Annotated in this window: 24 protein-coding genes; 6 read left to right on the plus strand and 18 right to left on the minus strand. The window is 63.4% G+C overall.

Annotated features, from left to right (window positions below; all coding sequences use genetic code 11):
• Positions 1-26: 26 nt before the first annotated feature.
• From rsmG to FG94_RS23670, 3 genes are all read right to left on the minus strand, one after another.
• The gene (gene rsmG, locus FG94_RS23660; RefSeq protein ID WP_036216828.1) at positions 27-674 is read right to left on the minus strand and encodes a 16S rRNA (guanine(527)-N(7))-methyltransferase RsmG; all 648 of its coding nucleotides are present in this window, start codon (positions 672-674) and stop codon (positions 27-29) included.
• Positions 671-2,602: a tRNA uridine-5-carboxymethylaminomethyl(34) synthesis enzyme MnmG gene (mnmG, locus tag FG94_RS23665; protein WP_036216829.1), complete on the minus strand. Its 1,932-nt coding sequence runs from the start codon at positions 2,600-2,602 to the stop codon at positions 671-673. Before mnmG ends, rsmG begins: the two co-directional genes overlap by 4 nt.
• 191 nt (positions 2,603-2,793) lie before the next feature.
• Positions 2,794-3,564 carry a TSUP family transporter gene (locus FG94_RS23670; RefSeq protein ID WP_036216830.1) on the minus strand — a complete coding sequence of 257 codons (771 nt, stop codon included), beginning with the start codon at positions 3,562-3,564 and terminating at the stop codon, positions 2,794-2,796.
• A gap of 96 nt (positions 3,565-3,660) precedes the next feature.
• Between FG94_RS23670 and FG94_RS23675 the strand changes: the two genes are divergently transcribed.
• Positions 3,661-4,818, plus strand: coding sequence for an iron-containing alcohol dehydrogenase (locus tag FG94_RS23675; protein WP_036216831.1), 1,158 nt, complete (start codon positions 3,661-3,663; stop codon positions 4,816-4,818).
• Here the strand turns inward: FG94_RS23675 and FG94_RS23680 are convergent.
• From FG94_RS23680 to FG94_RS23710, 7 genes are all read right to left on the minus strand, one after another.
• Positions 4,813-5,634, minus strand: a complete 822-nt coding sequence (locus tag FG94_RS23680) for an alpha/beta fold hydrolase (protein ID WP_036216833.1) — start codon at positions 5,632-5,634, stop codon at positions 4,813-4,815. The genes FG94_RS23675 and FG94_RS23680 overlap by 6 nt on opposite strands.
• 34 nt (positions 5,635-5,668) lie before the next feature.
• On the minus strand, positions 5,669-6,646 hold the full coding sequence (locus tag FG94_RS23685; protein ID WP_036216835.1) for a branched-chain amino acid ABC transporter permease: 978 nt from the start codon (positions 6,644-6,646) through the stop codon (positions 5,669-5,671).
• 1 nt (position 6,647) lies between these two features.
• The gene (locus FG94_RS23690; RefSeq protein ID WP_036216836.1) at positions 6,648-7,532 is read right to left on the minus strand and encodes a branched-chain amino acid ABC transporter permease; all 885 of its coding nucleotides are present in this window, start codon (positions 7,530-7,532) and stop codon (positions 6,648-6,650) included.
• Between the two features lie 216 nt (positions 7,533-7,748).
• Positions 7,749-8,942, minus strand: a complete 1,194-nt coding sequence (locus FG94_RS23695; protein WP_036216838.1) for an ABC transporter substrate-binding protein — start codon at positions 8,940-8,942, stop codon at positions 7,749-7,751.
• A 37-nt stretch (positions 8,943-8,979) separates the two neighbouring features.
• The gene (locus tag FG94_RS23700; protein ID WP_036216839.1) at positions 8,980-9,687 is read right to left on the minus strand and encodes an ABC transporter ATP-binding protein; all 708 of its coding nucleotides are present in this window, start codon (positions 9,685-9,687) and stop codon (positions 8,980-8,982) included.
• A complete protein-coding gene (locus FG94_RS23705) occupies positions 9,684-10,433 on the minus strand; it encodes an ABC transporter ATP-binding protein (RefSeq protein ID WP_036216841.1) in 750 nt (249 codons plus the stop codon). The genes FG94_RS23700 and FG94_RS23705 overlap by 4 nt, the downstream gene beginning before the upstream one ends.
• 174 nt (positions 10,434-10,607) lie before the next feature.
• Complete coding sequence (locus FG94_RS23710) at positions 10,608-12,233, minus strand: GMC family oxidoreductase (RefSeq protein ID WP_036216842.1); 1,626 nt, start codon at positions 12,231-12,233, stop codon at positions 10,608-10,610.
• A 1,421-nt stretch (positions 12,234-13,654) separates the two neighbouring features.
• Here FG94_RS23710 and aac(6') point away from each other — a divergent pair.
• Positions 13,655-14,101, plus strand: a complete 447-nt coding sequence (aac(6'), locus tag FG94_RS23715) for an aminoglycoside 6'-N-acetyltransferase (protein WP_036216844.1) — start codon at positions 13,655-13,657, stop codon at positions 14,099-14,101.
• A gap of 28 nt (positions 14,102-14,129) precedes the next feature.
• Positions 14,130-14,897 (plus strand): 5'-methylthioadenosine/adenosylhomocysteine nucleosidase, encoded by a 768-nt coding sequence (locus FG94_RS23720; RefSeq protein ID WP_036216845.1) that lies wholly within the window; start codon positions 14,130-14,132, stop codon positions 14,895-14,897.
• On the opposite strand, the gene ald is transcribed toward FG94_RS23720, so the two are convergent.
• Positions 14,894-16,009, minus strand: a complete 1,116-nt coding sequence (gene ald, locus FG94_RS23725) for an alanine dehydrogenase (RefSeq protein WP_036216846.1) — start codon at positions 16,007-16,009, stop codon at positions 14,894-14,896. The two genes, FG94_RS23720 and ald, sit on opposite strands and share 4 nt — an antisense overlap.
• An 89-nt stretch (positions 16,010-16,098) precedes the next feature.
• Entirely contained in the window at positions 16,099-19,743 is a 3,645-nt protein-coding gene (gene putA, locus FG94_RS23730) for a trifunctional transcriptional regulator/proline dehydrogenase/L-glutamate gamma-semialdehyde dehydrogenase (protein ID WP_036216848.1), read from the minus strand.
• Positions 19,744-19,958: 215 nt separating this feature from the next.
• Between putA and FG94_RS23735 the strand changes: the two genes are divergently transcribed.
• A complete protein-coding gene (locus tag FG94_RS23735; protein ID WP_005664065.1) occupies positions 19,959-20,414 on the plus strand; it encodes an Lrp/AsnC ligand binding domain-containing protein in 456 nt (151 codons plus the stop codon).
• 34 nt (positions 20,415-20,448) lie between these two features.
• Here FG94_RS23735 and FG94_RS23740 read toward each other — a convergent pair whose 3' ends face one another.
• The gene (locus FG94_RS23740) at positions 20,449-21,405 is read right to left on the minus strand and encodes a LysR family transcriptional regulator (RefSeq protein ID WP_027864665.1); all 957 of its coding nucleotides are present in this window, start codon (positions 21,403-21,405) and stop codon (positions 20,449-20,451) included.
• Between the two features lie 141 nt (positions 21,406-21,546).
• Here FG94_RS23740 and FG94_RS23745 point away from each other — a divergent pair, with 141 nt between their 5' ends.
• Positions 21,547-21,744, plus strand: a complete 198-nt coding sequence (locus FG94_RS23745; RefSeq protein ID WP_036216849.1) for a hypothetical protein — start codon at positions 21,547-21,549, stop codon at positions 21,742-21,744.
• A 499-nt stretch (positions 21,745-22,243) separates the two neighbouring features.
• Here FG94_RS23745 and FG94_RS23750 read toward each other — a convergent pair whose 3' ends face one another.
• The 5 genes from FG94_RS23750 to FG94_RS23770 all read right to left on the minus strand — a co-directional run bounded on the left by FG94_RS23750 (position 22,244) and on the right by FG94_RS23770 (position 25,495).
• Complete coding sequence (locus FG94_RS23750; RefSeq protein WP_051997045.1) at positions 22,244-22,795, minus strand: DUF1003 domain-containing protein; 552 nt, start codon at positions 22,793-22,795, stop codon at positions 22,244-22,246.
• Positions 22,796-22,891: 96 nt separating this feature from the next.
• Positions 22,892-23,152, minus strand: coding sequence for a YfhL family 4Fe-4S dicluster ferredoxin (locus FG94_RS23755; protein WP_036216851.1), 261 nt, complete (start codon positions 23,150-23,152; stop codon positions 22,892-22,894).
• Positions 23,153-23,188: 36 nt separating this feature from the next.
• A complete protein-coding gene (gene coaD, locus FG94_RS23760) occupies positions 23,189-23,689 on the minus strand; it encodes a pantetheine-phosphate adenylyltransferase (protein ID WP_036216852.1) in 501 nt (166 codons plus the stop codon).
• A gap of 219 nt (positions 23,690-23,908) precedes the next feature.
• Positions 23,909-24,553, minus strand: a complete 645-nt coding sequence (gene rsmD, locus FG94_RS23765) for a 16S rRNA (guanine(966)-N(2))-methyltransferase RsmD (RefSeq protein ID WP_036216853.1) — start codon at positions 24,551-24,553, stop codon at positions 23,909-23,911.
• A 48-nt stretch (positions 24,554-24,601) separates the two neighbouring features.
• Positions 24,602-25,495: a DUF6279 family lipoprotein gene (locus FG94_RS23770; protein WP_081926158.1), complete on the minus strand. Its 894-nt coding sequence runs from the start codon at positions 25,493-25,495 to the stop codon at positions 24,602-24,604.
• Positions 25,496-25,521: 26 nt separating this feature from the next.
• On the opposite strand from FG94_RS23770, the gene glmU reads away from it, so the two are divergent.
• On the plus strand, positions 25,522-26,898 hold the full coding sequence (gene glmU / locus FG94_RS23775; protein WP_036216854.1) for a bifunctional UDP-N-acetylglucosamine diphosphorylase/glucosamine-1-phosphate N-acetyltransferase GlmU: 1,377 nt from the start codon (positions 25,522-25,524) through the stop codon (positions 26,896-26,898).
• Positions 26,899-26,901: the final 3 nt, after the last annotated feature.

Here is a 26,901-nt window from a genome sequence, read left to right on the forward strand (position 1 = left end):
TAAACTGTTTATACGGTTTATTCTGTTTATGCCGATCTCTCGACAAGTATGAGGTGACGCTCCGCGCCCAGCCTTGGAACCTGCAATGGCTGTAAACCGCTTATTTTCCATTCCGCCGGTATGCGCTCCTGCTCTTCCGCCGGCGCCGTGCCTTTCAAGGCGATGAATTTTCCGCCCTCGGCCAGCAGGTGCCCTGACCAGTTCAGGAAATCCGTGAGGTCGGCAAACGCGCGGGAAGTAATCACGTCGAATTTGTCGCTCACTTCGAGTTCCTGCACCTTCATGGTGTGCACGGTGACGTTGGCCAGCTCGAGTTCCGCTTTCACCTGCTTGAGGAAGGCGGTTTTCTTGTGGACCGTGTCGATCATCGACAATTTCATGTCTGGCCTGCAGATGGCCAGCACCACGCCCGGCAATCCGCCCCCTGCCCCGACGTCCAGCACATTGCGGGCGTCCGTAAAGGCCGGCACCGCCGCGAGCGAATCGAGCAGGTGGTGGGTCACCATCTGCATCGGGTCGCGCAGCGAGGTCAGGTTGTAGACGCTGTTCCACTTGTTCATCAGCGCCAGGTAATCGAGCAGCTTGTCCTGCTGTGTTGCCGATACGTCGAGATGCATGTCCTTGATGCCGTCAGCCAGCACCTGCGCCAGGGCGGCGCGATCGAAATATTTCATTCAGCCTGCTCCGCCGGCGCGTTGGTAAAGCCCTTGGCGCCGCGCTTTTTCAGGTGCACCAGCAGCAGCGAGATCGCCGCCGGGGTGACGCCCGAAATGCGCGAAGCCTGGCCCAGGGTTTCCGGACGCTGCTTGTCGAGCTTCTGGCGCACCTCGAAGGACAGGGCCTGGATATCCAGGTAATTCAGGTTTTCCGGCAGCTTCAGGTTCTCGTAGTGGTCGTGACGCTCGACTTCGCGCGCCTGGCGGTCGATGTAGCCGGCGTACTTCAGCTGGATCTCGATCTGCTCCTTCACGGCCGGGTCTTCCACGCCGGGGCCGGCCAGCGCCTGGCCTTCGATCCCGGTCATGCTCATCAGGGTGTCATACTGTACGCCCGGGCGGCGCAGCAGGTCGGCCAGGTTGTACTCGCGTTCGATCGCCTGCCCCACCACACGCTCGGATTCGGCGGCGGCCAGGATGCGCGGGTTGACCCAGGTCGAGCGCAGGCGCTCGAGTTCGCGGGCCACCGATTCGCGCTTGTTCTCGAAGGCGGCCCATTGGGCGTCGCCGACGATGCCGAGCTTGCGGCCGATCTCGGTCAGGCGCATGTCGGCATTGTCCTCGCGCAGCGACAGGCGGTATTCCGCACGGCTGGTGAACATGCGATAAGGCTCGGCCACGCCCTGGGTGGTGAGGTCGTCGACCAGCACGCCGAGGTAGGCTTCCGAGCGGCCCGGCGTCCAGGCATCCTTGCCCTGGGTCTGCAGCGCGGCGTTCAAGCCGGCCAGCAGGCCTTGCGCGGCTGCTTCTTCGTAGCCGGTGGTGCCGTTGATCTGGCCGGCAAAAAACAGACCCTTGATCGCCCTGGTTTCCAGCGATGCCTTCAGGCCGCGCGGATCGTAGTAGTCGTACTCGATCGCATAGCCGGGGCGCAGGATGAAAGCGTTCTCCATGCCGCGCATCGAGCGCACCAGCTCCAGCTGCACGTCGAACGGCAGGCTGGTCGAGATTCCGTTCGGGTAGAACTCATTGGTCGTCAAGCCTTCCGGTTCCAGGAAGATCTGGTGCGACTCTTTCGAGGCGAAGCGGTGGATCTTGTCTTCGATCGACGGGCAGTAGCGCGGGCCCACGCCTTCGATCACGCCGGTGTACATCGGGCTGCGATCCAGGCCGTTGCGGATGATCTCGTGGGTCTTCTCGTTGGTGTGGGTAACCCAGCACGGCACCTGGCGCGGGTGCATGGCGGCGTTGCCCATGACCGAGAACACCGGCACCGGATCGAGGTCGCCCGGCTGTTCCGACAACACCGAGAAATCGATGCTGCGGCCGTCGATGCGCGGCGGCGTGCCGGTTTTCAGGCGGCCTTGCGGCAGCTTGAGTTCCTTCAGGCGGCTCGACAGCGAGACCGCGGGCGGATCGCCGGCGCGGCCGCCCGAGTAGTTCTGCAGGCCGACGTGGATCTTCCCGTCCAGGAAAGTGCCGGCGGTGAGGACCACGGCGCGGGCACGGAACTTCAGTCCGACCTGGGTGACGGCGCCGACCACGCGATCGCCTTCCAGCATCAGGTCTTCCACGGCCTGCTGGAACAGCCACAGGTTCGGCTGGTTTTCCAGGCGCGAGCGGATCGCCTGCTTGTACAGCATGCGGTCGGCCTGGGCGCGGGTGGCGCGCACGGCCGGGCCCTTGGACGAGTTCAGGATGCGGAATTGGATACCCGACTCGTCGGTGGCAATTGCCATGGCGCCGCTGAGGGCGTCGACTTCCTTGACGAGGTGGCCCTTGCCGATGCCGCCAATCGATGGATTGCACGACATGGCGCCGAGGGTTTCGATGTTGTGGGTCAGCAGCAGAGTCTTCTGACCCGTGCGTGCGGACGCAAGTGCGGCCTCGGTACCGGCATGGCCGCCGCCGACGACGATGACGTCGAATTCAGTAGGAAATAGCATGATGGAGAGTGAGGCGAGGAGTCTAATGCGCGATTATAGATTCTTTTTTCTTGCGGAAGCTTTTAGGGGGCTGAAAACGACAGATTTTGTTTCACGTGGAACATTCAGCCGGACCGTCGTCGGAGTGTTTCACGTGGAACAAAAACAAAAAGCCGGGGGCGAACCCGGCTTTGCTGTTTCACGTGGAACAATCACCAACCGATCTTGGTGAAGGCATCGTAAGCGGTTTTCAGGATCAGTCCCGACACGACAACCAGGAACAGCTTGCGGACAAACCCGCTGCCATGTTTCAGCGCCAGCCTGGTGCCGATCAGCGAACCGGCGACCTGGCACGCCGCCATCATCAATCCGAGCTGCCATAGCAGGTGACCGCTGTAGCCGAACCACAGCAGGGCCGAGAAGTTGCAGGCGACGTTGACGATCTTCGCCGCCGCGGACGCGCTCAGGAAATCGAAGCCGAAGAAGCGCACGAACAGGAAGATCAGGAAGCTGCCGGTGCCCGGTCCAAAGAAACCGTCATAGAAGCCGATCGCGGCGCCGATGCCGATGGCCCAGTAGCGCTCTGCGAGTCCGCTGTGCACCGGTGCATGCACCGAACCGAGGTCCTTCTTCTTGAAGGTGTAAACGGCCACCGCCACCAGGATGATCGGCAAGAGCGTACGTACAAAGTCCGCCGGCACTCGCGTCACGGTCCAGGCGCCGGCGAAGGACAGCGCGAAGGCCGCCAGCGCGGCCGGCGCTGCGGTGCTCCACGCCACCCTCACCCGCCGCGCGTAATTCACGGCGGCGGCACTGGTGCCGAAGATGCTAGCGAACTTGTTGGTTCCCAGCAGCGTCGCGGGAACCTCTTTCGGCAGTACGGAGAAAATTGCGGGAATCTGGATCAGGCCGCCGCCGCCGACGACGGCATCGACCAGCCCGGCGGTGAAGGCAGCAACGCCGAGCCAAGCAAAATCAATCATGGGGAAAACGTGGAGGAATGCTGAGGCTGCATTGTACGGCAGTGGAATGAGAATGGATGGGGTAAGCTTGTGCGATAAAAACACAGGAAACACGCCATGACCGCCTTCGCCTTCAGCACCGTCCCCAGCATCCTGTCCGAACCGGGCCTTACGCATCGTCTCGGCGCGATCATCGCGGAGCGCTTCCCGCAGGTCCGCCGCCCCTTCATCGTCAGCGACGCCGGCTTCCTGCGCACCGGCCTGCTCGCGCTGCCGACGCTCAGCCTGGAGCAGGAAAGCATGAGGTCCGCGATCTTCTCCGCCGTGGTCGCAGACCCGCCCGAGGCGGTGGTCCTGGACGCGGTCGACGCGGCACGCCGCCATGAAGCTGACCTCATCCTTGGTTTCGGCGGGGGCAGTTCAATGGATGTGGCCAAGCTCGTTGCGGTCCTGGCCGGCTCGCGGCAGCCAATCGGTGAGATCTATGGCATCGGCAAAGTCAGCGCTCAGCGCTTGCCCCTGGTGCAGGTACCGACCACGGCCGGCACCGGATCGGAGGTGACCAATATCGCCATCGTCACCACCGGCGCCACCACCAAGAGCGGGATCGTCGCACCCCAGCTGTACGCCGACCTCGCCATCCTCGATGCGGCCCTGACCCTGGGGCTGCCGCCGACGGTCACGGCCGCGACCGGCATCGATGCGATGGTGCATGCCATCGAGGCCTACACGAGCAGGCACAAGAAGAATCCGCTATCCGATGCGCTGGCCCGCGAAGCGCTGTCACTGCTGTCGCGAAACCTGCTGCGCGCCTGCGAGCAGGGCAGCGACATCGGCGCGCGGCAGGCCATGCTGCTCGGCGCCTGCCTGGCGGGCCAGGCCTTTTCGAACGCGCCAGTCGCCGCCGTGCATGCGCTGGCTTACCCGATCGGCGGCATTTTCCACGTGCCGCATGGCCTGTCGAATTCGCTCGTCCTGCCGCACATGCTGCGTTTTAACCTGCCTCAGGCGAGCCGGCTGTATGCCGAACTGGCGGGCATCGTTGTGCCCCATGCGAGCGGCAGCGAGGAAGCCCGGGCCGAAGCGCTCATTGTTGCGACGCAACAAATGGCCAAGATGACGGGGATCGAAACGAGCTTGCACCAGGTCGGCATCACGGAAGCCGACCTCGAGCGTCTGGCCGACGAGGCCATGCTGCAAACCAGACTGCTCGGCAACAACCCACGGGAAGTCACGCGCGCCGATGCGCGTGCCATCTACGCCGCTGCTTTATGAAGTCCGCAGGAAGTCGAGCAGCAGGGCGTTGAGGCGCTCCGTCGCCGACAGCTGCATCCAGTGCCCCGCCCCGCTCAGGCGCTCGTAGCGGAAGCCCGCGCGGCAGTGGTGAACCGAATCCAGCATCTGTTTCTCCCCCAGCGCCGGGTCGCGGTCGCTCCAGACGCCCATCACCGGCACTTCGACCGGACGCCAGTGGTGCGGGCGGCCCAGCTTGAGGTTGGCGCGGTAGTAGTTCAGCGCCGCCGTCAGGCGCCCTTCCGGCTCCAGCGCGGCCCGCCAGATCGCCACCTGTTCCGGACGGCGCGTCATCTGGCGCAGGAAGAACCAGTCGTTGGCGCGGATCGCGTGTTCGGCCACCACCGGCATCAGGAAACCCAGGATGTACCAGAAGCGCATCTGCTGGGTGACGCCGGCATTGGCGATCGCCGCCGGGTGTCCGGTGGACAGGGCGACGAAACGCTCGAAGCGCTGCGGCGCATTCATGCACAGCTGCCAGCCGACCAGCCCGCCCCAGTCGTGGCCCACGAGCGAGGCCTTGTCCAGGCCGAGCTGGTCCATCAGTCCGAGGATGTCGGCGCACAGGAATTCGATGGCGTAGGCGCCGGTAGCGGGCGGTGCGTCGGTCTTGCCGTAGCCGCGCATGTCGGGCGCGATGACCCGGAAACCCCTGGCCGCCAGCGCCGGGACCTGGAGCCGCCAGATCGCATGGGTGTCCGGAAAGCCGTGCATCAGGATCACGGCCGGGCCTTCGCCCGCACTGACGTAATGCATGCGCAGGCCGTGTACGTCGACGTAATGGGATTCCAGGTTCATGTCCGCTCCGCGTGCAATGGGCAGCCGCCCTTCCCTACGTGGCGACCTTGCGGCCACGCTCGAGCAGCGCACCTAGTTCCCCAACAATACCACGACGGAACAATAGAACACAGACAATGAAGATCAGGCCCGTCACCATCCCCACCGACTCGCCGAGCGTCCCGAACCAGGCCACGCCCGACTGTTCCGCCAGCCAGCTGCCGACGTCCCCCAGCTTGTTCTCCAGCGCGATGACGAGGAAGGCGCCGAGGATGGGCCCGGTCAGCGTTCCCATGCCGCCCACGAGCGTCATCAGGACCACCAGCCCCGACATGGTCCAGTGCACGTCGGTCAGCGTCTCGAAGCCCAGCACCACCGTCTTGGTGGCGCCCGCAAGCCCTGCCAGGCTTGCCGAGAGCACGAAGGCCAGCAGCTTGTAGCGGTCCACCTCGTAGCCCAGCGACACGGCGCGCGCCTCGTTTTCCTTGATCGCCTTGAGTACCTGCCCGAAGGGCGACCGGACGATACGAACGATGAGCAGGAAGCCGGCCACGGCGATCGCCAGCACCAGGTAGTACATCGCCAGGTCGTTCGACAGGTCCAGCAGGCCGAACAAGCGCCCGCGCGGCACGCCCTGCAACCCATCTTCGCCGTGGGTAAAGGGGGAACGCAGCGCCGCGAAATAGACCATCTGGGCCAGCGCCAGCGTGATCATCGAAAAGTAAATGCCCTGCCGGCGGATCGCCAGCGCGCCGATCACCAGGCCCAGCAGGCCCGAGGCCGCCACGCCCAGCACGATGCCGAGCTCGGTCGGCAGCCCCACGACCGCCAGCAGGTGCCCGGTCACATAGCCTGCGCTGCCGAAAAAAGCGGCATGGCCGAAGGACAGCAATCCGGTAAAACCGATCAGGAGATTGAAGGCGCAGGCGAACAGGGCGAAGCACAGCAGCTTCATCAGGAACACCGGATAGGCCAGGAAGGGCGCCGCCAGGAACAGCGCCAGCGCGAGGAGGTAAGCGATCTTCTTGTTCATCTCATCGTTCCTTGCCAAACAGTCCGGCCGGACGCAGCAGCAGGACGATCACCATCACGACGAACACCACCACTTCCGAGCCCTCCGGGTAGAACACGCGGGTCAGGCCTTCGATCACGCCGAGGACCAGGCCGGTCAGGATCGCGCCGAGGATCGAGCCCATGCCGCCGATGACGACCACCGCGAACACGACGATGATCAGGTTCGAGCCCATCAGCGGCGTGACGTTGATGACCGGCGCCGCCAGCACGCCCGCGAAGCCGGCCAGCGCCACGCCGAAGCCATAGGTGAGCGTGACCATCAGCGGCACGTTGATGCCGAAGGCTTCGACCAGCTTCGGGTTCTCGGTACCGGCGCGCAGGTAGGCCCCCAGGCGGGTCTTTTCGATCACGAACCAGGTGGACAGGCAGACGAACAGCGAGGCGGCGACCACCCAGGCGCGGTAGTTCGGCAGGATCATGAAGCCGAGGTCGGTGGCCCCGGCCAGTTGTTCCGGCACCTCCAGGGTCTGGCCCGAGACCCCGAAGAAGGAGCGGAACACGCCTTCCAGCAGCAGCGTGATGCCGAAGGTCAGCAGCAGGCCGTAGAGGTGGTCGAGCCGGTACAGCCAGCGCAGCATCGTGCGCTCGACCAGGATGCCGAACAGGCCGACCAGCAGCGGGGCGACCAGCAGCATCACCCAGTAGTTCAGGCCGAAACTGGTGACGCCGATGTAGGCGGCGAAGGCGCCCATCATGTACAGCGCGCCATGCGAGAAGTTGATGACGTTCAGCAGGCCGAAGATGACCGCCAGGCCCAGCGAGAGCATGGCGTAGAAGGAGCCGTTGACCAGGCCGAGCAGGAGCTGGCTCAGCAGGGCTTGGTGGGGGATGCCGAAGATGTCCATGTTTCGCTTTGTTCTAACGGGACATGTGACGACGCTTTACGTCAGTCCCGCGGCTACAAAACGTCGTTCCGGCGAAGGCCGGAACCCAATTTCGCAGCGCTGCCGGTACGCATGAAAAAATTGGAGCGAACAATGCCAGTGGCATTGTTCGCGCCTGCGCCGGGATGACGGTTTTTCGGCTAACGCAAAGAATTGCGTTAGCAAAATCTTGAACGTCTACTTCCACAGCGCGCACTTGGTCTCGGCCTTCTTCGTATAAGCCTGGTCCCCCGGAATGGTGGCCACCACCTTGTAGTAGTCCCACGCGCCCTTCGATTCCTGCGGCGTCTTCACCTGCATCAGGTACATGTCGTGCACCATGCGCCCATCCGGACGGATCGTGCCGTTCCTGGCAAACATGTCGTTGATCGGCGTGGTCTTCAGGTGCGCCATCACCTTCTCGGCATTGTCGGTACCCAGGGCTTTCACCGCATTCAAGTACTGCATGGTGGCCGAGTAGTCGCCGGCCTGCAGCATCGAGGGCTGCTTCTTCATCCTGGCAAAATAGCGCTTGGCCCAGGCGCGGGACTCCGGAGTGCGGTCCCAGTACCAGCCGTCGGTCAGGTACATGGCCTGCGTCGTGTTCAGGCCCAGGGTGTGCACGTCGTTGATGAACACCAGCAGGCCGGCCACCTTCATCTTCTTCGTCAGGCCGAACTCGTTGGCCGCCTTTACCGCATTGATCAGGTCACCGCCGGCATTGGCCATGCCCAGCACCTGCGCCCTGGAAGCCTGCGCCTGCAGCAGGAAGGACGAGAAATCCGAGGCCGACAGCGGGTGCTTGACGCTGCCCACCACGGTGCCGCCGCCTGCCTTGACGACGTCGGCCGTGTCCTTCTCGAGCGACTGGCCGAAGGCGTAGTCGGCGGTCAGGAAGTACCAGGACTTGCCGCCCTGCTTGAGCATGGCCGCGCCGGTGCCGCGCGCCAGCGCCACGGTGTCGTAGGCGTAGTGGACGGTGTAGGGCGTGCATTGTTCGTTGGTCAGCTGCGCGGTGCCGGAACCGATCGCGATGAACACCTTTTTCTTTTCCGCGGCCACCTTGGCCATCGCCAGGCTGGCGCCGGAATTGGTGCCGCCGATGAGCAGGTCGACGCCCTGCTGGTCGAACCATTCGCGCGCCTTGGAGGCGGCGATGTCCGGCTTGTTCTGGTGGTCCGCCACCACCAGCTGGATCTTCTTGCCGTTGATGGCACCTTTCACGTCGGCGATCGCCATGCGGATCGCTTCCGCCCCGCCGTTGCCGTCGACGTCCGAATACACGCCGGACAGGTCGGTGATGAAGCCGATCTTGACGACATCGCCCGAGATCTGGGCCTGGGCGGACATGGTGACAAAAGTGGCAGCGAGGGCAAGGGCGGTGCGTTTCATGTTGTCTCCGTTTGGTGTGTGCGGGTTATTCACATGTTCAGACGCCGAGCAGCTCTGTCAGCAGCGGCATCCGGTTGTCTAGTTCTGCGGCGCCGAAGGTCTCGACCACCTGGCCGTGCTCGACCACGTAGAAGCGGTCCGCGAGCGGCGCGGCGAAACGAAAATTCTGTTCGACCATGACGATCGTGTAGCCCTTCTCTTTCAGGGTCCTGATGGTGCGCGCCAGGCTCTGCACGATGACCGGCGCCAGCCCTTCGGAGATCTCGTCGAGCAGCAGCAGGCGCGCGCCGGTGCGCAGGATGCGGGCGACCGCCAGCATCTGCTGCTCGCCGCCCGACAGGCGCGTGCCCTGGCTATGGCGACGCTCGTACAGGTTGGGGAACATCGCGTAGATGTCGTCGACGCCCAATCCCGGCCCTGCCCCTTTCAGTTGCGGCGGCAGCAGCAGGTTTTCTTCCGCCGACAGCGAGGAAAAAATGCCGCGCTCCTCCGGGCAGTAGCCGATGCCGAGATGGGCGATAAGGTAGGTAGGCAGGCCGATCGACTCGACGCCGTTCACCCGGATCGCACCGCTGCGCCGGCCGGTCAAGCCCATGATGGCGCGCAGCAGCGTGGTGCGCCCGGCGCCGTTACGGCCCAACAGGGTCACCACTTCGCCCTGCGCCACGTCGAGGCTGATCCCATGCAGGATGTGCGATTCGCCGTACCAGGCGTGCAGGTCGCGGATCTCGAGGGCGGCGCTCAATGCTGCGCTCCCATGTAGGCTTCCACGACCAGCGGGTTACGCGACACCTCGGCATAGCTGCCTTCGGCCAGCACGGCGCCACGCTGCAGGACCGAGATGCGGTCGCAGATGCCGGCCGCCACGTTCATGTTGTGCTCGACCATCAGGATGGTGCGGCCCGCCGCCACCTTCTTGATCAGCTCGGTCACCCTGTGGACATCTTCGTGGCCCATGCCCTGGGTCGGCTCGTCCAGCAGCATCAGTTCCGGCTCCATGGCCAGCGTGGTGGCGATTTCCAGGGCGCGCTTGCGGCCGTATGGCAGGTCGGCGGTCATGCTGTCGGCAAAACTGTCCAGGCCGACTTCGGCCAGCAGACCGAGTGCGCGCTCGTTCAAGCGATCCAGCGAGCGGCTGCTGCGCCAGAAGTGAAAGCTGGTGCCGAGCTGGCGCTGCAGGCCGATGCGCACGTTCTCGAGCACCGTCATATGCGGAAAGACCGCGGAAATCTGGAAGGAACGGATGATGCCCATGCGCGCGATCCGGGCGGGCCGGGCGCCCGTGATGTCGCGCCCGTTGAAGAGGATCTGGCCGGACGTCGGCGCCAGGAAACGGGTGAGCAGGTTGAAGCAGGTGGTCTTGCCGGCCCCGTTCGGGCCGATCAGCGCGTGGATGTGGCCGCGTTCGACCTGGAGGCTGACCTCGCTGACTGCCGTGAATCCCTTGAACACCTTGGTGAGCTTGTTCGTCTCCAGGATGACATCCGCCATTGGGTCTCCGACACGCGATGCTGCAGATTGATAAAACTGCGAACAGAATTGCGAGGACTACTTGCCTGATGATACATACAAGCCCTGGCGCTCACAATACGGCCGGGCTGGCGTGCGGAGGTGAGATGCGCCATATCAGCGCAAGCCGGGTGTGCGTTTTTGCACGAGCCTGCTTCAAGCCTGGTCGCCGAGGATGTCCTGGGCGGCCTTTTCCGCAATCATGATGGTCGGGGAATTGGTGTTCCCGGAGGTGATGAAAGGCATGATCGAGGCATCGACGACGCGCAGTTTCCCCACGCCGCGCACCCGCAGGCGGCTGTCGACCACGGCCAGCGGATCGTTCTCCTTGCCCATGCGGCAGGTGCCGACCGGATGGAAAATCGTGGTGCCGACCAGCCCTGCCGCGTGCGCCAGTTCCTCCTCGCTCTGGTATTGCGGGCCGGGCATGAACTCTTCGGGGCGGTATTTCGCCAGGGCCGGCGCAGCCACGATGCGGCGCGTCAGCGCCAGCGCCGCGGCGGCGGTTGTGCGGTCGGCCTCGGTACTCAGGTAGTTCGGCGTGATCCTGGGCGGCGCGTAGCTGTCGCCGGAAGCGATGCGGACATGCCCGCGTGAAGTGGGCTGCAGGTTGCACACGCTGGCTGTAAAGGCCGGGAAGCGGTGCAGCGGATCGCCGAACTTGTCCAGCGACAGGGGCTGGACGTGGTACTGCAGATTCGGCGCCGCCAGGTCCGGCGACGACCTGGCGAAGGCGCCCAGTTGCGAGGGCGCCATCGACATCGGCCCGCTTCGAAAGAACGCATACTCCAGTCCAATGAGCGTCTTGCCGAACCAGTTGGTGGCGCGCGTGTTCAGGGTGCTCACGCCCTGGACCTTGAAGATCATGCTCAGCTGCAGGTGGTCCTGCAGGTTGGCGCCGACGCCTGGCAGGTCCGCCACCGGCGCGATGCCGTGGCGCTGGAGTTCCTCCGCTGCCCCGATGCCGGACAGCTGCAGGATCTGCGGCGAACCCACCGCCCCCGCCGCCAGCAGGGTTTCGCGGTGTGCCGTCGCCGTGTAGGCTTGTCCAGCGCCGGTGAACTGGACGCCGGTGCAGACCTTGCCCTGCGCCGTGTCTTCGCACAGCAGGCGCTCGACGTGGCAGCCGGTCATGATGGTCAGGTTGGGCCGTTTCGCCGCCGGTTTCAGGAAGGCTTTCGCCGTATTCAGGCGGATACCGCGCCGCTGGTTGACCTCGAAATAGGCCGAACCTTCGCCGCGGCCGGCGTTCAGATCATCGATCTTCGGAATGCCGGTTTCGGCTGCCGCTTCACGAAACGCGTCGAGGATCTGCCATGACAGCCGCTGCTTTTCGACACGCCATTCGCCGCCGGCGCCATGCAGTTCGCTCGCCCCCAGGTAGTGGTCTTCGCTGCGCTTGAACAGCGGCAGCACGCTCTTCCAGCGCCAGGAATCGTCGCCGGTCACGTCGCCCCAGCGCGCGTAATCCGCCGGCTGGCCGCGCATGTAGATCATGCCGTTGATCGATGAACTGCCGCCCAGCACCTTGCCCCGCGGGTAGATCAGCGCCCGTCCGTGCAGGCCGGGATCGGCCTCGGTGCGCAGCAGCCAGTCCGTGCGCGGATTGCCGATGCAATGCAGGTAGCCGACCGGGATGTGGATCCACATGTAATCGTCACGGCCGCCCGCCTCCACCAGCAGGACCTCGATCCTCGGGTTACGGCTCAGCCGGTTGGCCAGCACACAGCCGGACGTGCCGCCGCCGACGATGATGTAGTCGTACTCGCCGGCCGATTCCAAGGCTAGCGTTCCCGCACGCCGCTGCCATTGCCGCACTCGCCACGCTCCTCATGGCGGAGCGAACGCGAACCGCCGCACTTCGGCTCACGTGGCAAGGGCTTACGGGACAGCGCGTCGAGATCCACCAAGGCCTCCGTTCGTCATTCGTTGAGGCAAGCTTACCAGATCGTAAACGGAAGTCTAGGGCCCCCTGTGGATAAGCCTCTTGATATCCACAGGCCTGATTTGTGCAGAACCGGAGTGTCTAGGGGGTGGTCAAAAACTTGTCCAGTTTTCAGGCAGCCTTCGCGCGCGATTGATGCACTGCCTTATGCGCTCGCTAAACCAATGATTTTCCGGGCGTTAACCGTGTTGTCCACAAGCTGGGACCGTCGTTAACCACTACTACTACCGTTGTATACAAACTTTGGTTGTAAACCTGTAGAAATTTTTTCGAAATTTTTTTAGCCTGCATCGCCGTCTGCCGACAACCCCGAAACACAGTGACGGACATAGGCTCATGCCAGCTGAAGTCCTGAATGCAAAATCTGGTCGCAAGCTTCAACTGCGAACCTCGTTCAGCGCGAGACCACATCCCGGAAGCCACCTGCCGATCCTGCTGGCAGGTTCACGCGCATCGGCAGCCCGAAAACGCCCCAGACCACCTGGTTCGCCCTTCTGGCCTGCAAAATCCCCGATTTTTGAACTCATCTGTGGAAAACAGCTGGGATATCCACAGGATCGAATGTGCAGAACAGCCACTTAAGCCGGTCAGCCAACATTCTGTCCAAGTTTCCTCCAGTTCAAAAACAAGCCTTGTACAGCAGGTTAACGCGACCGTAAACCATTGACGTTGTGGAGAAAACCCTTGTTATCCACAATGGATTGCGCGTTTACTATTACTACCAGTTTGTATACAAACTTGTTTACTACAACAACAAAACCAGCAGCGCGAATCCAGCCGCGACAGCGCCGAGCCTGGAAACCTGTCGACAACCAGCACGGTTTGCCATTCGCTGGCCAACACCATCAGCCAGGATCGGTCCTGCACCACCGCTTGCTGCAAATTGCCTGCCAAACCGCTTCTCAAAGCAATGTTGACGACGCGACTGTGGAAAAGTCGATGTATATCCACAGGATCGGATGTGCAGAACGCTGCAATTCCTGCTTCGCCCAAAAACTGTCCACGTTTCGTTCAAACTCCACACAGCCTTTGTTCAGCCGGTAAACGCGTCTGCAAGTCATTGATGCTGTGGAGTAAACCTGAGTTATCAACAGAAGAGGCCGCGTTTACTATCTACTACCAGTTTGTATACAAACTTTAGTTAACTAATACCGTGAAGTGCTGCGCGCCCGGAAAAGCCGGTAAAACCAGGTTTTCACTGGCCTCTAGCTCGTAAGACAAGCAAAATGGACACTCAAGCGTAAGAATTGGCAGCCTCATGAGCTCGATCAAACCGTGTACAAGCCCTGAACAAGCCGGCTGGCTGCAGCTGCGCATGGCCTTATGGCCTGCGGATCGCGCTGTACACCTGCAGGAAATGCAGGAACTGTGTGCACAACCCGACCGTTATGCACAGTTCGTCGCGTATTCCAGCCTTGGAGAGCCCCAGGGACTGGTCGAAGTGGCGCTGCGCAGCGATTACGTGAACGGCACCGACTCGTCTCCTGTCGGCTTCCTGGAAGGCTTGTACGTCGCCCCAGGCTTCCGCCAGCAGGGCATCGCTGCCATGCTGGTGAACATTGCGCAGCGATGGGTCAAGGAACAGGGCTGCACCGAGATGGCGTCCGATGCCCTGCTCGACAATACGAGCAGCCATGCCATGCACCGTGCGCTTGGATTCGAGGAAACCGAGCGGGTGGTCTACTTCCGCAAGCTGCTTTCATAACAAAAACGCAATAAAAACAAGGAAAAACATGCGACTGGGGATCATCAGCGCGCTGTACGAAGAACAGCAGGGCCTCGTAGAAGCCATGCAAGGGCCCGCCAAGCTCATCCATGGCATGCGTGATTACTGGGCAGGGACGCTGTGGGAAATCGACGCTGTGTGCGTTCTATCGCGAATTGGCAAGGTTGCGGCTGCGATGACTGCCACAAGCCTTGTGGAAAAGTTCGGAGTTACCCACATCCTCTTTACCGGCGTGGCCGGCGCCGGGGACAAAACGGTGCAAGTCGGCGATATCGTGGTCGCGGAAGCCCTGGTCCAGCACGACATGGATGCGAGCCCGCTGTTTCCCCGTTTCGAGGTGCCGCTCACCGGCCTGACGCACTTCCAGCCGGACCTGCAGCTGTCGCTGCGCCTGTCGCGCGCCGCCCATGACTTCCTCGAGCAGGATCTGAACAGCGCGATCAGTGAGGGCGAGCGGCGGGAATTTCGCCTGGCGCAGCCGCGCGTGCACCGCGGCCTGGTGGCGAGCGGCGACCAGTTCATGAGCGAGCGCCTGCGCCTGAATGCGCTCAACGAGGCCCTTCCCGGCCTGGTGGCGGTCGAAATGGAAGGCGCCGCGGTGGCGCAGGTGTGCTACGAGCTGGGCGTGCCCTGCGCCGTGATACGCACCGTGTCCGACAACGCCAATGAAAACGCGGCCACCGATTTCATGCGATTCGTGAAATCGGTGGCCGCGCAGTACGCTTTCCATATCACCCGGCGGGTATGCCGGGACCTGGCGAGCAGGCCGCTCTAGCCCAGCAGCGATTCGGCCGGCACGTAGTCGTATTGCAGGTCCCGGGCCACGGCTTCGTAGGTGACCTTGCCCTGGCAGACATTCAGGCCGTTGCGCAGGTGGACGTCGTTCGACAGGGCCTGGCGCCAGCCCTTGGTGGCCAGCGCCACGGCGTGGCCGATGGTCGCGTTGTTGAGCGCGAAGGTGGAGGTGCGCGCCACCGCGCCCGGCATGTTCGCCACGCAGTAGTGGATCACGCCGTCGACGACAAAGGTCGGGTCGGCATGGGTGGTCGGGTGCGAGGTCTCGAAGCAGCCGCCCTGGTCGATCGCCACGTCCACTACCACCGCGCCCTTCTTCATGCGCGCGATCATGTCGCGGGTGACCAGCTTGGGCGCTGCGGCGCCCGGCACCAGCACGCCGCCGATCACCAGGTCGGCGTCCAGCACCGCTTCCTCGATCGCATGCGCGTTGGAATAGAGCGTGGAAATGCGGTTGCCGTAGACTAGGTCCAGCTGGCGCAGGCGGTCGACGTTCTTGTCGAGCACCGTCACGCGCGCGCCGGTGCCGACCGCCATCTGCAGCGCATTGGTGCCGACCACGCCGGCGCCGATGATCACCACGTGGCCTGCCGCCACACCCGGCACGCCGCCCAGCAGCAGGCCCATGCCGCCCCTGGATTTCTCCAGGTGCGTGGCGCCGGCCTGGATCGCCATGCGGCCGGCCACTTCGCTCATCGGCGCCAGCAGCGGCAGGCCGCCGCCCGGGCCGGTGATGGTTTCATAGGCGATGCAGACCGCGCCGGATTTCACCAGGGCGGCGGTCTGTTCGGGATCCGGCGCCAAGTGCAGGTAGGTGTAGAGGACCTGCCCTTCGCGCAGCATCGCGCACTCGAGAGGCTGCGGCTCCTTGACCTTGACGATCATGTCGGCACGCGCGAAGACTTCGCCGGCGCTGGCCACCATGCTGGCGCCGGCCGCCATGTACTGCTCGTCCGAAAGCCCGATCTGCTCGCCGGCGCCCTGCTGCACGATGACGCCGATGCCGCGTGACGTCAGCTCGCGCACCGAGGGTGGGGTCATCCCGACACGGTACTCGTGATTCTTGATTTCCTTTGGTACGCCAACAAGCATGTCTGCCTCCAAGATTTATAAGAATGTGAAGCTACGGCTACTACGCTACTCCTGCTGCAAAAAAAAGGGAGCTTGCGCTCCCTTGATGATTACACTCCCAGCGTCATCAGGCTTGCGTTGCCGCCAGCCGCGGTGGTGTTGACGCACACCGCCCTTTCCGCCACCAGCCGCCACAGGGCGACCGGCTCGCTGGCGCCCGTGTCGACAATGCCGACGATGGCCCCGGGCCGCGCCGCCAGCTTGCTGCGCAGCGAACCGACCAGGCCCGCTTCCAGCAGCGCGATCTGGAACTCGCTGGCGTCGATTTCATCGTCTCCGATGAAGCGCACGCGCTCCTTGACCAGGGCCGGCAGATTGGTCGGGATCAAATCCGGCGCGGCCAGCACCAGCGCGCGGTTGCCGTTGGCGAGGCTGGCCGCCAGCTGGTTGAGCAGGCCGGCAGCCGTCTTCGGCGCGCACAGCACGGTGCCGCGCGGCGTGAAGGCCAGGGTATTGCGCTCGCCGGTCGGACCCGGCAGGGCGATCTCGACACCGTTGAGCGCAGTGCGGCCGTAGCCTTGCGCCAGCGTTGCGACATCCGCATGGCCGTTGTTGCGCAGCCAGCCGAGCAAGGCATCCAGGCCCGCATCGAAGACACGGCTGTGTTCCATGAGCGGCGCCACCCGGCGTTGCAGGCGCTTCAGGTAGAGCGGACCGCCGGCCTTCGGACCGGTGCCCGATTTGCCTTCGCCGCCGAAGGGCTGCACGCCCACGACCGCGCCGACGATGTTGCGGTTCACGTAGATGTTGCCGACATGGGCGCGTGAGACGATGAAGTCGATGGTCTCGTCGATGCGCGAATGCACGCCCAGGGTCAGGCCGTAGCCGGTGGCGTTGATGGTGTCGACCACCTTCGGCAGGTCGGCACGGCGGTAGCGCACGATGTGCAGCACCGGGCCGAAGACTTCATGCTTGAGTTCGGCCATCGAGCCGATTTCCAGCACGGTCGGGGGCACGAAAGTGCCGGCATTGTTCACGCTGTCCGGCAGCTCGAGCGCGAAATGGCTGCGCGCGGTGGCGCGCATGCGTTCGATGTGGGCCAGCAGGTTGCGCTGGGCTTCGCTGTCGATCACCGGGCCGATGTCGGTGGCCAGGCGGTCCGGCGAGCCGACGCGCAGTTCCAGCATCGCGCCCTTGAGCATGGTGACGGTCTTGTCGGCGATGTCTTCCTGCAGGAACAGCACGCGCAGCGCCGAGCAGCGCTGGCCGGCCGAGTCGAAGGCCGAGGACAGCACGTCCTGCACCACCTGCTCCGGCAGCGCCGAGGAATCCACGATCAGCGCATTCTGGCCACCGGTTTCGGCCACCAGCGGAATATCGATGCCTTCCTGTTCGGCGCGCTTGGCGAGGGTACGGTTGATCAGCTGCGCCACTTCGGTGGAGCCGGTGAAGATCACGCCTTTCACACGCGAGTCCGAGGTCAGGGCGGCGCCGACCACTTCGCCGCGACCCGGCAGCAGCTGCAGCGCGGCGCGCGGGCAGCCGGCTTCCAGGAACAGCTCGACCGCGCGGTGCGCGATCAGCGGGGTCTGCTCGGCCGGCTTGGCCAGCACCACGTTGCCGGCCGCCAGCGCGGCGGCCACCTGGCCGGTGAAGATCGCCAGCGGGAAGTTCCATGGGCTGATGCACGTCACGGGACCGAGCGCACCTTCCGCTTTCGATGCGCGGATCTCGACCGCGTAATAGCGCAGGAAGTCGACCGCTTCGCGCAGTTCGGCGATCGCGTTCGGCAGCGATTTACCAGCTTCGCGCACGGCCAGCGCCATCAGTTCGGTGCCGTTCTGTTCGAACAGGTCGGCAGTACGCTCGAGGATCGCGGCACGGGTCTCGACACCTGTCGCTTCCCATTCGCCGGCGAAGGCGGCAGCCGCGGCCAGCGCGGTGTCGACATCGGCGCGCGTGGCTTCCTGCACCTGGCCGACGACGTCGCTCGACATGGCCGGGTTGACGACCTTGGCGGTGTCACTCGCTTCCACCGGGCCGGCGATCAGCGGCATCGCGTTGTGCTGGCGCTGCTTGGCCAGGCCTTCTGCGGTCGTGCTCAAGATGTGTTCGTTGACCAGGTCCAGGCCGCTCGAGTTCTTGCGCTCGGCGCCGAACAGCTGCAGCGGCAGGGCGATGGCCGGGTGCGGCTTGCCGCCGGCGGCGCGCGCCTGCTCGAAGGGATCGGCCAGCAGGGTGTCGATGGCCACCTTCTCGTCCACGATCTGGTTCACGAAGGACGAGTTGGCGCCGTTTTCCAGCAGGCGGCGCACCAGATAGGCCAGCAGGGTTTCGTGCGAGCCGACCGGCGCATAGATGCGGCAGGCCTTGTCCAGCTTGTCCGAGCCGACGACCTGGTCGTACAGGGTCTCGCCCATGCCGTGCAGGCACTGGAATTCGTAGTTCTTGACACCGTCGGCCTTGGCCCAGGTGTAGATCACCGACAGCGAGTGCGCATTGTGGGTGGCGAACTGCGGGTAGATGATGTCGCTCGCCGCCAGCAGCTTGCGCGCGCAGGTCAGGTAGGAGACGTCGGTATACACCTTGCGGGTGTAGACCGGATAGCCCGGCATGCCGTCGACCTGGGCGCGCTTGATCTCGGCGTCCCAATAGGCGCCCTTCACCAGGCGCACCATGAACTTGCGGCCGCTGCGCTTGGCCAGGTCGACCACGAAGTCGATCACGAAGGGGCAGCGCTTCTGGTAGGCCTGCACCACCAGGCCGATGCCCTCGAAGCCGGCCAGTTCAGGGTCGAAAGCGAGCGACTCGAGCATGTCGAGCGAGATCTCGAGGCGGTCGGCTTCTTCCGCGTCGATGTTGATGCCGATGTTGTACCCCTTGGCCAGCAAGACCAGGCTGCGCACGCGCGGCAGCAGCTCGCCCATCACGCGCGCGTACTGCGCGCGGCTGTAGCGTGGGTGCAGGGCCGACAGCTTGATCGAGATGCCCGGGCCGTCCTTGATGCCGCGGCCGTTCGAGGCCTTGCCGATCGCGTGGATCGCGCTCTCGTAGGAGGCATAGTAGTTCCTGGCGTCCGCTTCGGTGAGTGCGGCTTCGCCCAGCATGTCGTAGGAATAGCGGTAGCCGCGCGTTTCGTTCTCGCGGCTGTTCTTGAGGGCTTCCTCGATGGTCTGGCCGGTGACGAACTGGTTGCCCAGCATGCGCATGGCCATGTCGACGCCCTTGCGGATCAGGGGTTCGCCGCCCTTGGCGATCAGGCGGGTAAGCGCCGATCCCAGGTTCTTCTCGCTATTGGTCGAGACCAGCTTACCGGTGATGAGCAGGCCCCAGGTGGCCGCGTTCACGAACAGCGAAGGCGATTCGCCCAGGTGCTTCTTCCAGTCGCCGCGGCTGATCTTGTCGGCGATGAGGCGGTCGGCGGTTTCGCTGTCCGGGATGCGCAGCAGCGCCTCGGCCAGGCACATCAGCGCCACGCCTTCTTCCGACGACAGCGAGAACTCGTGCATCAGCGCGTCCACACCCGAGGAACGGGTGCGCTTCTCGCGCACGCTCGAGACCAGGCGGTGCGCCAGCATGTAGGCGTCGGCGTTGGCGCTTGCCCCCTGGGCCAGCAGCCACTGCACCGCCTCGGTTTCATCGCGGCGGTAGGCGGCGGTGATGGCGTCGCGCAGCGGGGTCTGGTCCTGCTTGACCTCGCGTTGGAGTGCATCGAAGGGAACGAAAGCGGAGGCCAGGGCGGCGTCAATGTGCATGGTGAGTCTTCTAAAAAGGAATCAAACGTAGGCTCGGCGCAGCAAAAAACGCCGCACCGCGAGAATGGCGGCCGGCGTACTGCGCAATACTTTGGAATGATTCGATTGTAGAAGGAAATCTTCTGGATTAATTCTGTTTTTACGACAGACTAGCAAAAGATAGTTTTTGGTGCGACAATCTGACCGAATAATATTTACATGGCTGGAGAGAGACCATGCTCGACAAGATCAGTAAGAAAATTCTGGCGGAACTCCAGAACGACGGGCGAATCAGCAACGTCGAGCTGGCGGCGCGTGTCAACCTGTCTCCTGCCGCCTGCCTGGAGCGTGTGCGCAAGCTGCACGAGTCCGGCTACATCATGGGCTACACCGCCCAGCTCAACCCGCAACTGCTGGATGTGTCGCTGCTGGTGTTCATCGAAGTGGTGCTTGATCGTACCACTCCCGAGGTGTTCGATGCATTCAAACAGAGCGTCCAGATGATTCCGGAAGTGCTGGAATGCCACATGGTGGCGGGCGGCTTCGACTACCTGGTCAAGGCGCGCGTCAAGGACATGGCGGCCTACCGGGAATTCCTCGGCAAGACCTTGCTGCAGAAGGGTGTGCGCGAGACGCACACCTATGCGGTGATGGAAGAGGTCAAGAACACGACCAAGCTGCCGATTCGCTGAACATGCGTTGGCCGGCACCGCCGGCCAACGCCGCTTACACGACCTTGCGCGCGCCGGTCTTGGGCGCCGCGCTCTCCGCCATACTTTCCAGGTTCTTGCGCAGCCAGCGGTGCGCCGGGCTGCGGCCGTCGCGCTCGTGCCAGAGCATGTCCAGGTGCACGGCCGGCAGCTGGAAGGGCAGTTCGCGCCAGACCAGCGCATCGGTCATGCCGGTCGAGACCATCAGGTGCTTCGGCAGCACCGTGATCAGGTCCGAGTTCGCCACTACCCGCCCCGCCGTGAAGAACTGGTTCACCGTCAGCAGGATGCGGCGCTCGCGGCCGATCTGGGCCAGCGCTTCGTCGACCAGGCCGTGCGCCCGCCCTGAGAAACTCACCAACAGGTGGTTGGCCTTGCAATAGGTGTCGAGGTCCAGCTTTTCCTTGGCCAGCGGGTGGTCCTTGCGCATCACGCACACGTAGACGCCCGAATACAGGCGCTCATGGCGGATCGGCGAACCCGTCTCGTACGACAGCTGGGCCGCCACGCCCGGGAAGAAGCCCACCGCCAGGTCGATGTCGCCGCGCAGCAGCATCGGCCGCGGTTCGCGCGTGGTCAGCGGCACCATGCGGATGTTCACGCCCGGCGCTTCGCGCTCGATCGAACGCATCAGCGAGGGCAGCCACAGGGCGGCGGTCGCGTCGGCCATCGCCATCCGGAAGGTCGCCTGGGCCTTCGACACGTCGAAGGTTTCCGGCATCACGGCCGCTTCCAGCGCGGCCAGCGCCTGGCGTACCGCCGGCCACAGCGCTTCCGCACGCGGCGTCGGCTTGACGCCGTAGGCGGTACGGATCAGGAGTTCGTCCCCGAGGCTTTCGCGCAGCCGCTTGATCGCGTTCGAGACCGCCGGCTGGGTCATGGCGAGGTGCCCGGCGGCGCGGGTGAGGTTTTGCTCGGTCATCACTGCGTCGAAGACGCGCAGCAGGTTCAGGTCAAGCGTCAGAAAGCTCATGGGAACTGGTTGATGGCAATACGGAAGGTGTTCCCAGTGTACCTCAAGTATTCACAGAATGCATAAGCGTCATCAGTGAACAGAATTAGATTTATATGTTGCATCGCACTATATTGTGCGCAACTGAACAATTTACACATCATGTCCGCCTCGTTGACCCTCATCCAGACCGCCGTTGCCGCCGTTCCCGTCGGCCAGGTCCTCCGCGCCGCCAGCGGCCTTGCGCTGCTGGGTGGCGTTGCCATGTTTTTCCGTCCGCTGCTCGTCGGTATCGGCCGCGCCGCCGTGTTGACCGTGCGCCCGCGCCCGCCGAAAGCCCATCTGGCCAAGCGCCACTGATCCAGTTTTCCTCCGTTTGAACGCGGCCTCCGATCCGGACGCCGCGTTTTTTTTCGTCCGTTCTCCCCGCCTCTCCCGCTTTCCGGGCCATTCCCGCATCGTTGCCGACCATCCGGCGTAGCGCGCCTGGTGACTCTTCGTCACCGAGGTTTTCTCGCGGTTTTGATTTAACAAAGTTCACGAAGAGTCAACAATAGAGAGAAAGAAGATTTTTGCAGGATTGAACAATGGGTGCACATAGAAGAAGTTAGCTTCGCAATATCGAGAGAAGAAGCAAGATATCCTCAAGCTCGGCATCAAGCGAAGCCTTGCATCGACACGGCCACAAAAGAGCAACTTGGCAGAGATTGGCTGCATAAAGTCAGCATATTGATGAGTGAAGTACGAGGTTCCACACAATTCAATTTCTATTACATGAAATGGATGAGTATTGGTAATAACACGTGCGAAAGCACGCCTGTCCCCGCCCCAGGGCGTTTTACGAGCCCTACGCAGTAAATTATTTCCGCTCGCAGTTGAGCTGCTCGGAGGACTCTTCGATGATGGACAGGACGGCTTCGGTATCGGTCGGTCTGGACAGTTCTTCGGCCTCGGGATCGGACTTGTTGCGGACGTTGGGCAGGTCGCGCCGCAGTTCTTCCAGCATGCGGATGATCTTGCTGTTCTTTTCTTCCGCCAGCAGGTTGACCTGCAGGTCGAGGTGGGAATGCTGGCTGGCGAGGGTGGACATGCGATTCTGGCGAATCAGCACGGTGGTGGAAATCACGAAGGCATTCAGGGCGATGAGCCCCTGCAGCCAGAAGAATGGCGGCTCGTCCCACTGGTCGAAGCCCAGCTCGGGCGCCGCCAGGTTCCAGGCGATCCAGAGCACGACGAACACCAGGTTGCCGACCACATAGCCCGGGCTTCCGAGGAAGAAGCTGATTCGCTCCACAGCCCGTTGTGCCGGAGACAGGTCCTGGTTATGCCGCGCATAGAATTCCGCCACCGTGCCCAGGTGTTCCTGGAAGGCGGAAGGGAGGGCGTCCTTGCTGTGGTCTGGCGTCTCCATCAAACCAGCATAGCACCGGCGGCGCGCGCCTTGCGTGCGCACGTTACCGGGGACTTACAGGAATAAAAAAAGCCGGCAGGACAGCCGGCTTGGGGATCAGGCCTCTGCCTTGGCGGCAGTCAGGCGTTCATATTTCGCGTGCAATTGCTCGCGCGTTTCACGCCACTCGGGATTGAGGGGAATGCAGGCGACCGGGCACAGCTCCGCGCAGGTCGGCTGTTCGAAATGGCCGACGCACTCGGTGCACTTGTGCGGGTCGATCTGGTAGAACTCGGCGCCCATCGAGATGGCGTCGTTGGGGCATTCGGGTTCGCAGACGTCGCAGTTGATGCAATCGTCGGTAATCATCAGTGCCATGGTCTTGCTCGTTCCTTGCTGCGGGTTATTGCTGGGTCAGGCCGCCGGCGCCGCCTTGATGGATGCAATCTTCTTCTGCAGCCAGCGGTCTACCGATGGGAAGACGAATTTCGAAACGTCGCCGCCCAACATGGCGATCTCGCGCACGATGGTGCCCGAGATAAACTGATATTGGTCGGAAGGGGTCAAAAACAAGGTTTCGACATCGGGAAGCAGGTAGCGGTTCATGCCCGCCATCTGGAACTCGTATTCGAAGTCGGACACCGCGCGCAGGCCGCGCACGATCACGCGCGCATCGTGCTGGCGCACGAAATCCTTGAGCAGGCCGGAGAAGCTTTCGACCTGCACGTTCGGATAATGGCCGAGCACTTCATTGGCGATTTCCAGGCGCTCGTCGAGCGAGAAGAAGGGTTTCTTGTTCTTGCTGTCGGCTACACCCACTACCAGGCGGTCGAACAAACCCGATGCACGGCGCACTAAGTCTTCGTGCCCGCGCGTGAGCGGATCGAAAGTACCTGGATATACGGCTACAACCATTGCGGCTCCCTGGAGAATCAGAGGGTATGAAAATTCCGCCACGGCGGCGTTGCCTCGTCTCGCCGTACTAGCGTACTGTCTTCGACTCGGCGCCTTGCCGTGCCGGTTTTTCACACCCTCGTTGTTAGAACGCGCATTATGCCTGAAAATCCGGCAGCCGCCCCAGCCTGGGGCGGCTTTTGCCCAATCTTTGTGCAGGTTTTGTTGCCGCAGGGCGCGTCAGGTATCGACCTGGTTCAATTTCAGCAGGTAGTAATAGACCATGCCGGCCTTGTCGGCGCGAATCGCATCCCAGCCGGCCAGCCATTCGGGCAGCTCGGCGTCCAGCGGCAAGGCTTCGCCCGTCTCCGCATAGACCAGGCCGCCTTCGTTCAGGATGGCCGGGCACAGCGGCAGGATCTGGGTGAGCAGGCCCAGCTGGTAAGGGGGATCGAGGAAGATCACGTCGAAGCGCTGGCCACGTGCGGCCAGGTCTTTCACCAGCGCCAGCGCGTCGGCGCGCAGCACTTTGACGTTGCCGGCCTTTAGCTTGTCGCGGTTCGCTTCCAGCTGGCGCGTTGCCGCGCCATGGCTGTCCACCATCGTGACCGAGGCCGCGCCGCGGCTGGCCGCTTCGAAGCCGAGGGCGCCGGAGCCGGCAAACAGGTCGAGGAAGCTGGCGCTGTCCCAGTCGCCGCCGAGCTGGTGGTTGATCCAGTTGAAGACGGTTTCGCGCACCCGGTCCGGGGTCGGACGCAGGCCTTCGGCATCGAGCACCGGCAGCAGGGCGCGCTTCCAGGCGCCGCCGATGATGCGCACCTGGCGCGGCGCCAGGCGGGGAGCCCCATGGGCTGGTTTGGAGGGTTTGGAGGACTTCTTTTGCATGGGCGGCACTATAGCACCCTGCCGCCCTGCCCGGCCTTCTCGGCTGCGCTACTTGCCGGAAGCCAGCGCCTGGAAGTCATTGATCCAGCCCTGCATGCGCTCATGCGCGTGCTTCTTCTGCGCCGGCGTGGCGATGTGGATCGCGGTGAGCATGAACTTCGTGGTCTGGTCGAGATAATTATCGTAGAAGGCCTTGCGTTCGGGCGACTCGGTGCGGTTGAAGAATTCGCGCTGCATCGCCGTGATCTGGGCTGCGGCCTGCTCGCGGTTCGGCTTTTCTTGCTGAAACTTGCGCAGCAGGGAGAGGATGCGGCGCTGGCGCCAGACGCGTTCTTCCAGCCAGATGTCGCTGTCGAGCGGGCGGGCATCGGACGCCTTGCGCAGGATGGCTTCCTGTTCGCTGTTGAAACCGCCGAACCACAGTTCGAGCTGGCTCATGGCCTTCTTGAAGCGTGCACGCTGGCGTTTTTCGGTGCTGCCCTCAATAAATTTCTTGCGATACTCTGTGTTTTTTGAAATGAATTTGCGCTCGATATCGGCGATCTGCTCCGGTTTGATGGACAGTGCGAGCGTGGTCATTTCCGGCACGGCGCGGGCCGCCAGCCGTTCGCCGCGGACACGGATTTCCTTGTAGATGCCGATCAGGTCGGCCTGGGTCGGGTTGCCGGCAAGTTCCTTCTGCATCGTGCCGAGCAGCGCCGCATAGTCGCGCAGCTGGGTCTGGCGGTGCCATTGGAACAGCTTGTCGATGTCGCGCTTGGCAATGTCGGCCTGCTGTCCTTCCAGATCGGCATAGGAATCCAGCCACCAATACAGTAAGGTATCGCCCTGGTTATAGGTGAAACGCACCGAGCTGCAGCCAGTAACGAAGGCGAACAGTACGATCAGGCATATGGTCATGGTGCGCCGGAACAAGGTATCCGGCGTGATAAAATTTTTCATATTATCAATTATTTGAGGACGGCTTTATGAACGTTGTAATCCTCGCCGCCGGCATGGGAAAGCGCATGCAATCCGCGCTGCCGAAAGTCTTGCATCCACTGGCGGGAAAACCGCTGTTGCGGCACGTCATCGATACGGCCAGCAGCTTATCGCCGAGTAAATTATGCGTCATTTACGGGCATGGAGGCGCAGCGGTGCCCGAGATGGTGGGCAAGCTGGCCGAGCAGACCGGCACCCAGATCGACACCGCCCTGCAGCAGCCGCAGCTCGGCACCGGTCATGCGGTGATGCAGGCCGTTCCCCAGCTGGACGAGAGCGTGCCGACCCTGGTGCTGTACGGCGACGTGCCACTGACGACGAGCGCGTCGCTCGGCCGCCTGGTCGAGGCCGCCGGTACGGACAAGCTCGCCATCCTGACGGTCGAGCAGGCCAATCCCTTCGGCCTGGGCCGCATCGTACGCGAGAACGGCAGCATCGTGCGCATCGTCGAAGAAAAGGACGCCAGCGAAGCCGAGCGTGCGATCCGCGAAATCAACAGCGGCATCATGTGCATCCCGACCGCCCACCTCAAGCGCTGGCTGGCGACGCTGTCGAACAACAATGCCCAGGGCGAGTACTACCTGACTGATATCGTGGCCCAGGCTGTCGCCGACGGCGTCCCGGTCGTCTCGGCCCAGCCTTCCGCCGAGTGGGAAGTGGCTGGCGTCAACAGCAAGGTGCAACTGGCCGAGCTCGAGCGCCGCCATCAGCTGAACATCGCCAATGCGCTGCTGGAAAAGGGTGTGACCCTGATGGATCCGGCCCGCATCGACGTGCGCGGTGAACTGGTCTGCGGCCGCGATGTCGTGATCGACGTCGGCTGCGTGTTCGAAGGCCGCGTGGAACTGGCGGACGGCGTGACGGTCGGCCCGCACTGCGTGCTGGTGAATGCGAAGATCGGCGCCGGCGCCCAGATCAAGCCCTTCTGCCACATCGAGGATGCGGTGGTTGGCGACAAGTCGCAGATCGGTCCCTACGCGCGCCTGCGCCCGGGCACCGAACTGGGCGAAGACGTCCATGTGGGTAACTTCGTCGAGATCAAGAACAGCCAGGTCGCCGCGCACAGCAAGGCCAACCATCTGGCCTACGTGGGCGACGCCACCGTCGGTTCGCGCGTCAACATCGGCGCCGGCACCATCACCTGCAACTACGACGGCGCCAACAAGTTCCGCACCGTGATCGAGGATGACGCCTTCATCGGCAGCGACAGCCAGCTGGTGGCGCCGGTCACGGTGGGCAAGGGCGCGACCCTGGGAGCGGGCACGACGCTGACCAAGGATGCGCCAGCGGGCAAGCTGACCATCTCGCGGCCGAAGCAGATGACGATCGAAGGCTGGTCGCGTCCGGTGAAAACGAAGAAGTAATCC

Origin of the sequence: Massilia sp. LC238 (assembly GCF_000735635.1) — a bacterium.
Lineage (GTDB): Bacteria > Pseudomonadota > Gammaproteobacteria > Burkholderiales > Burkholderiaceae_D > Telluria > Telluria varians.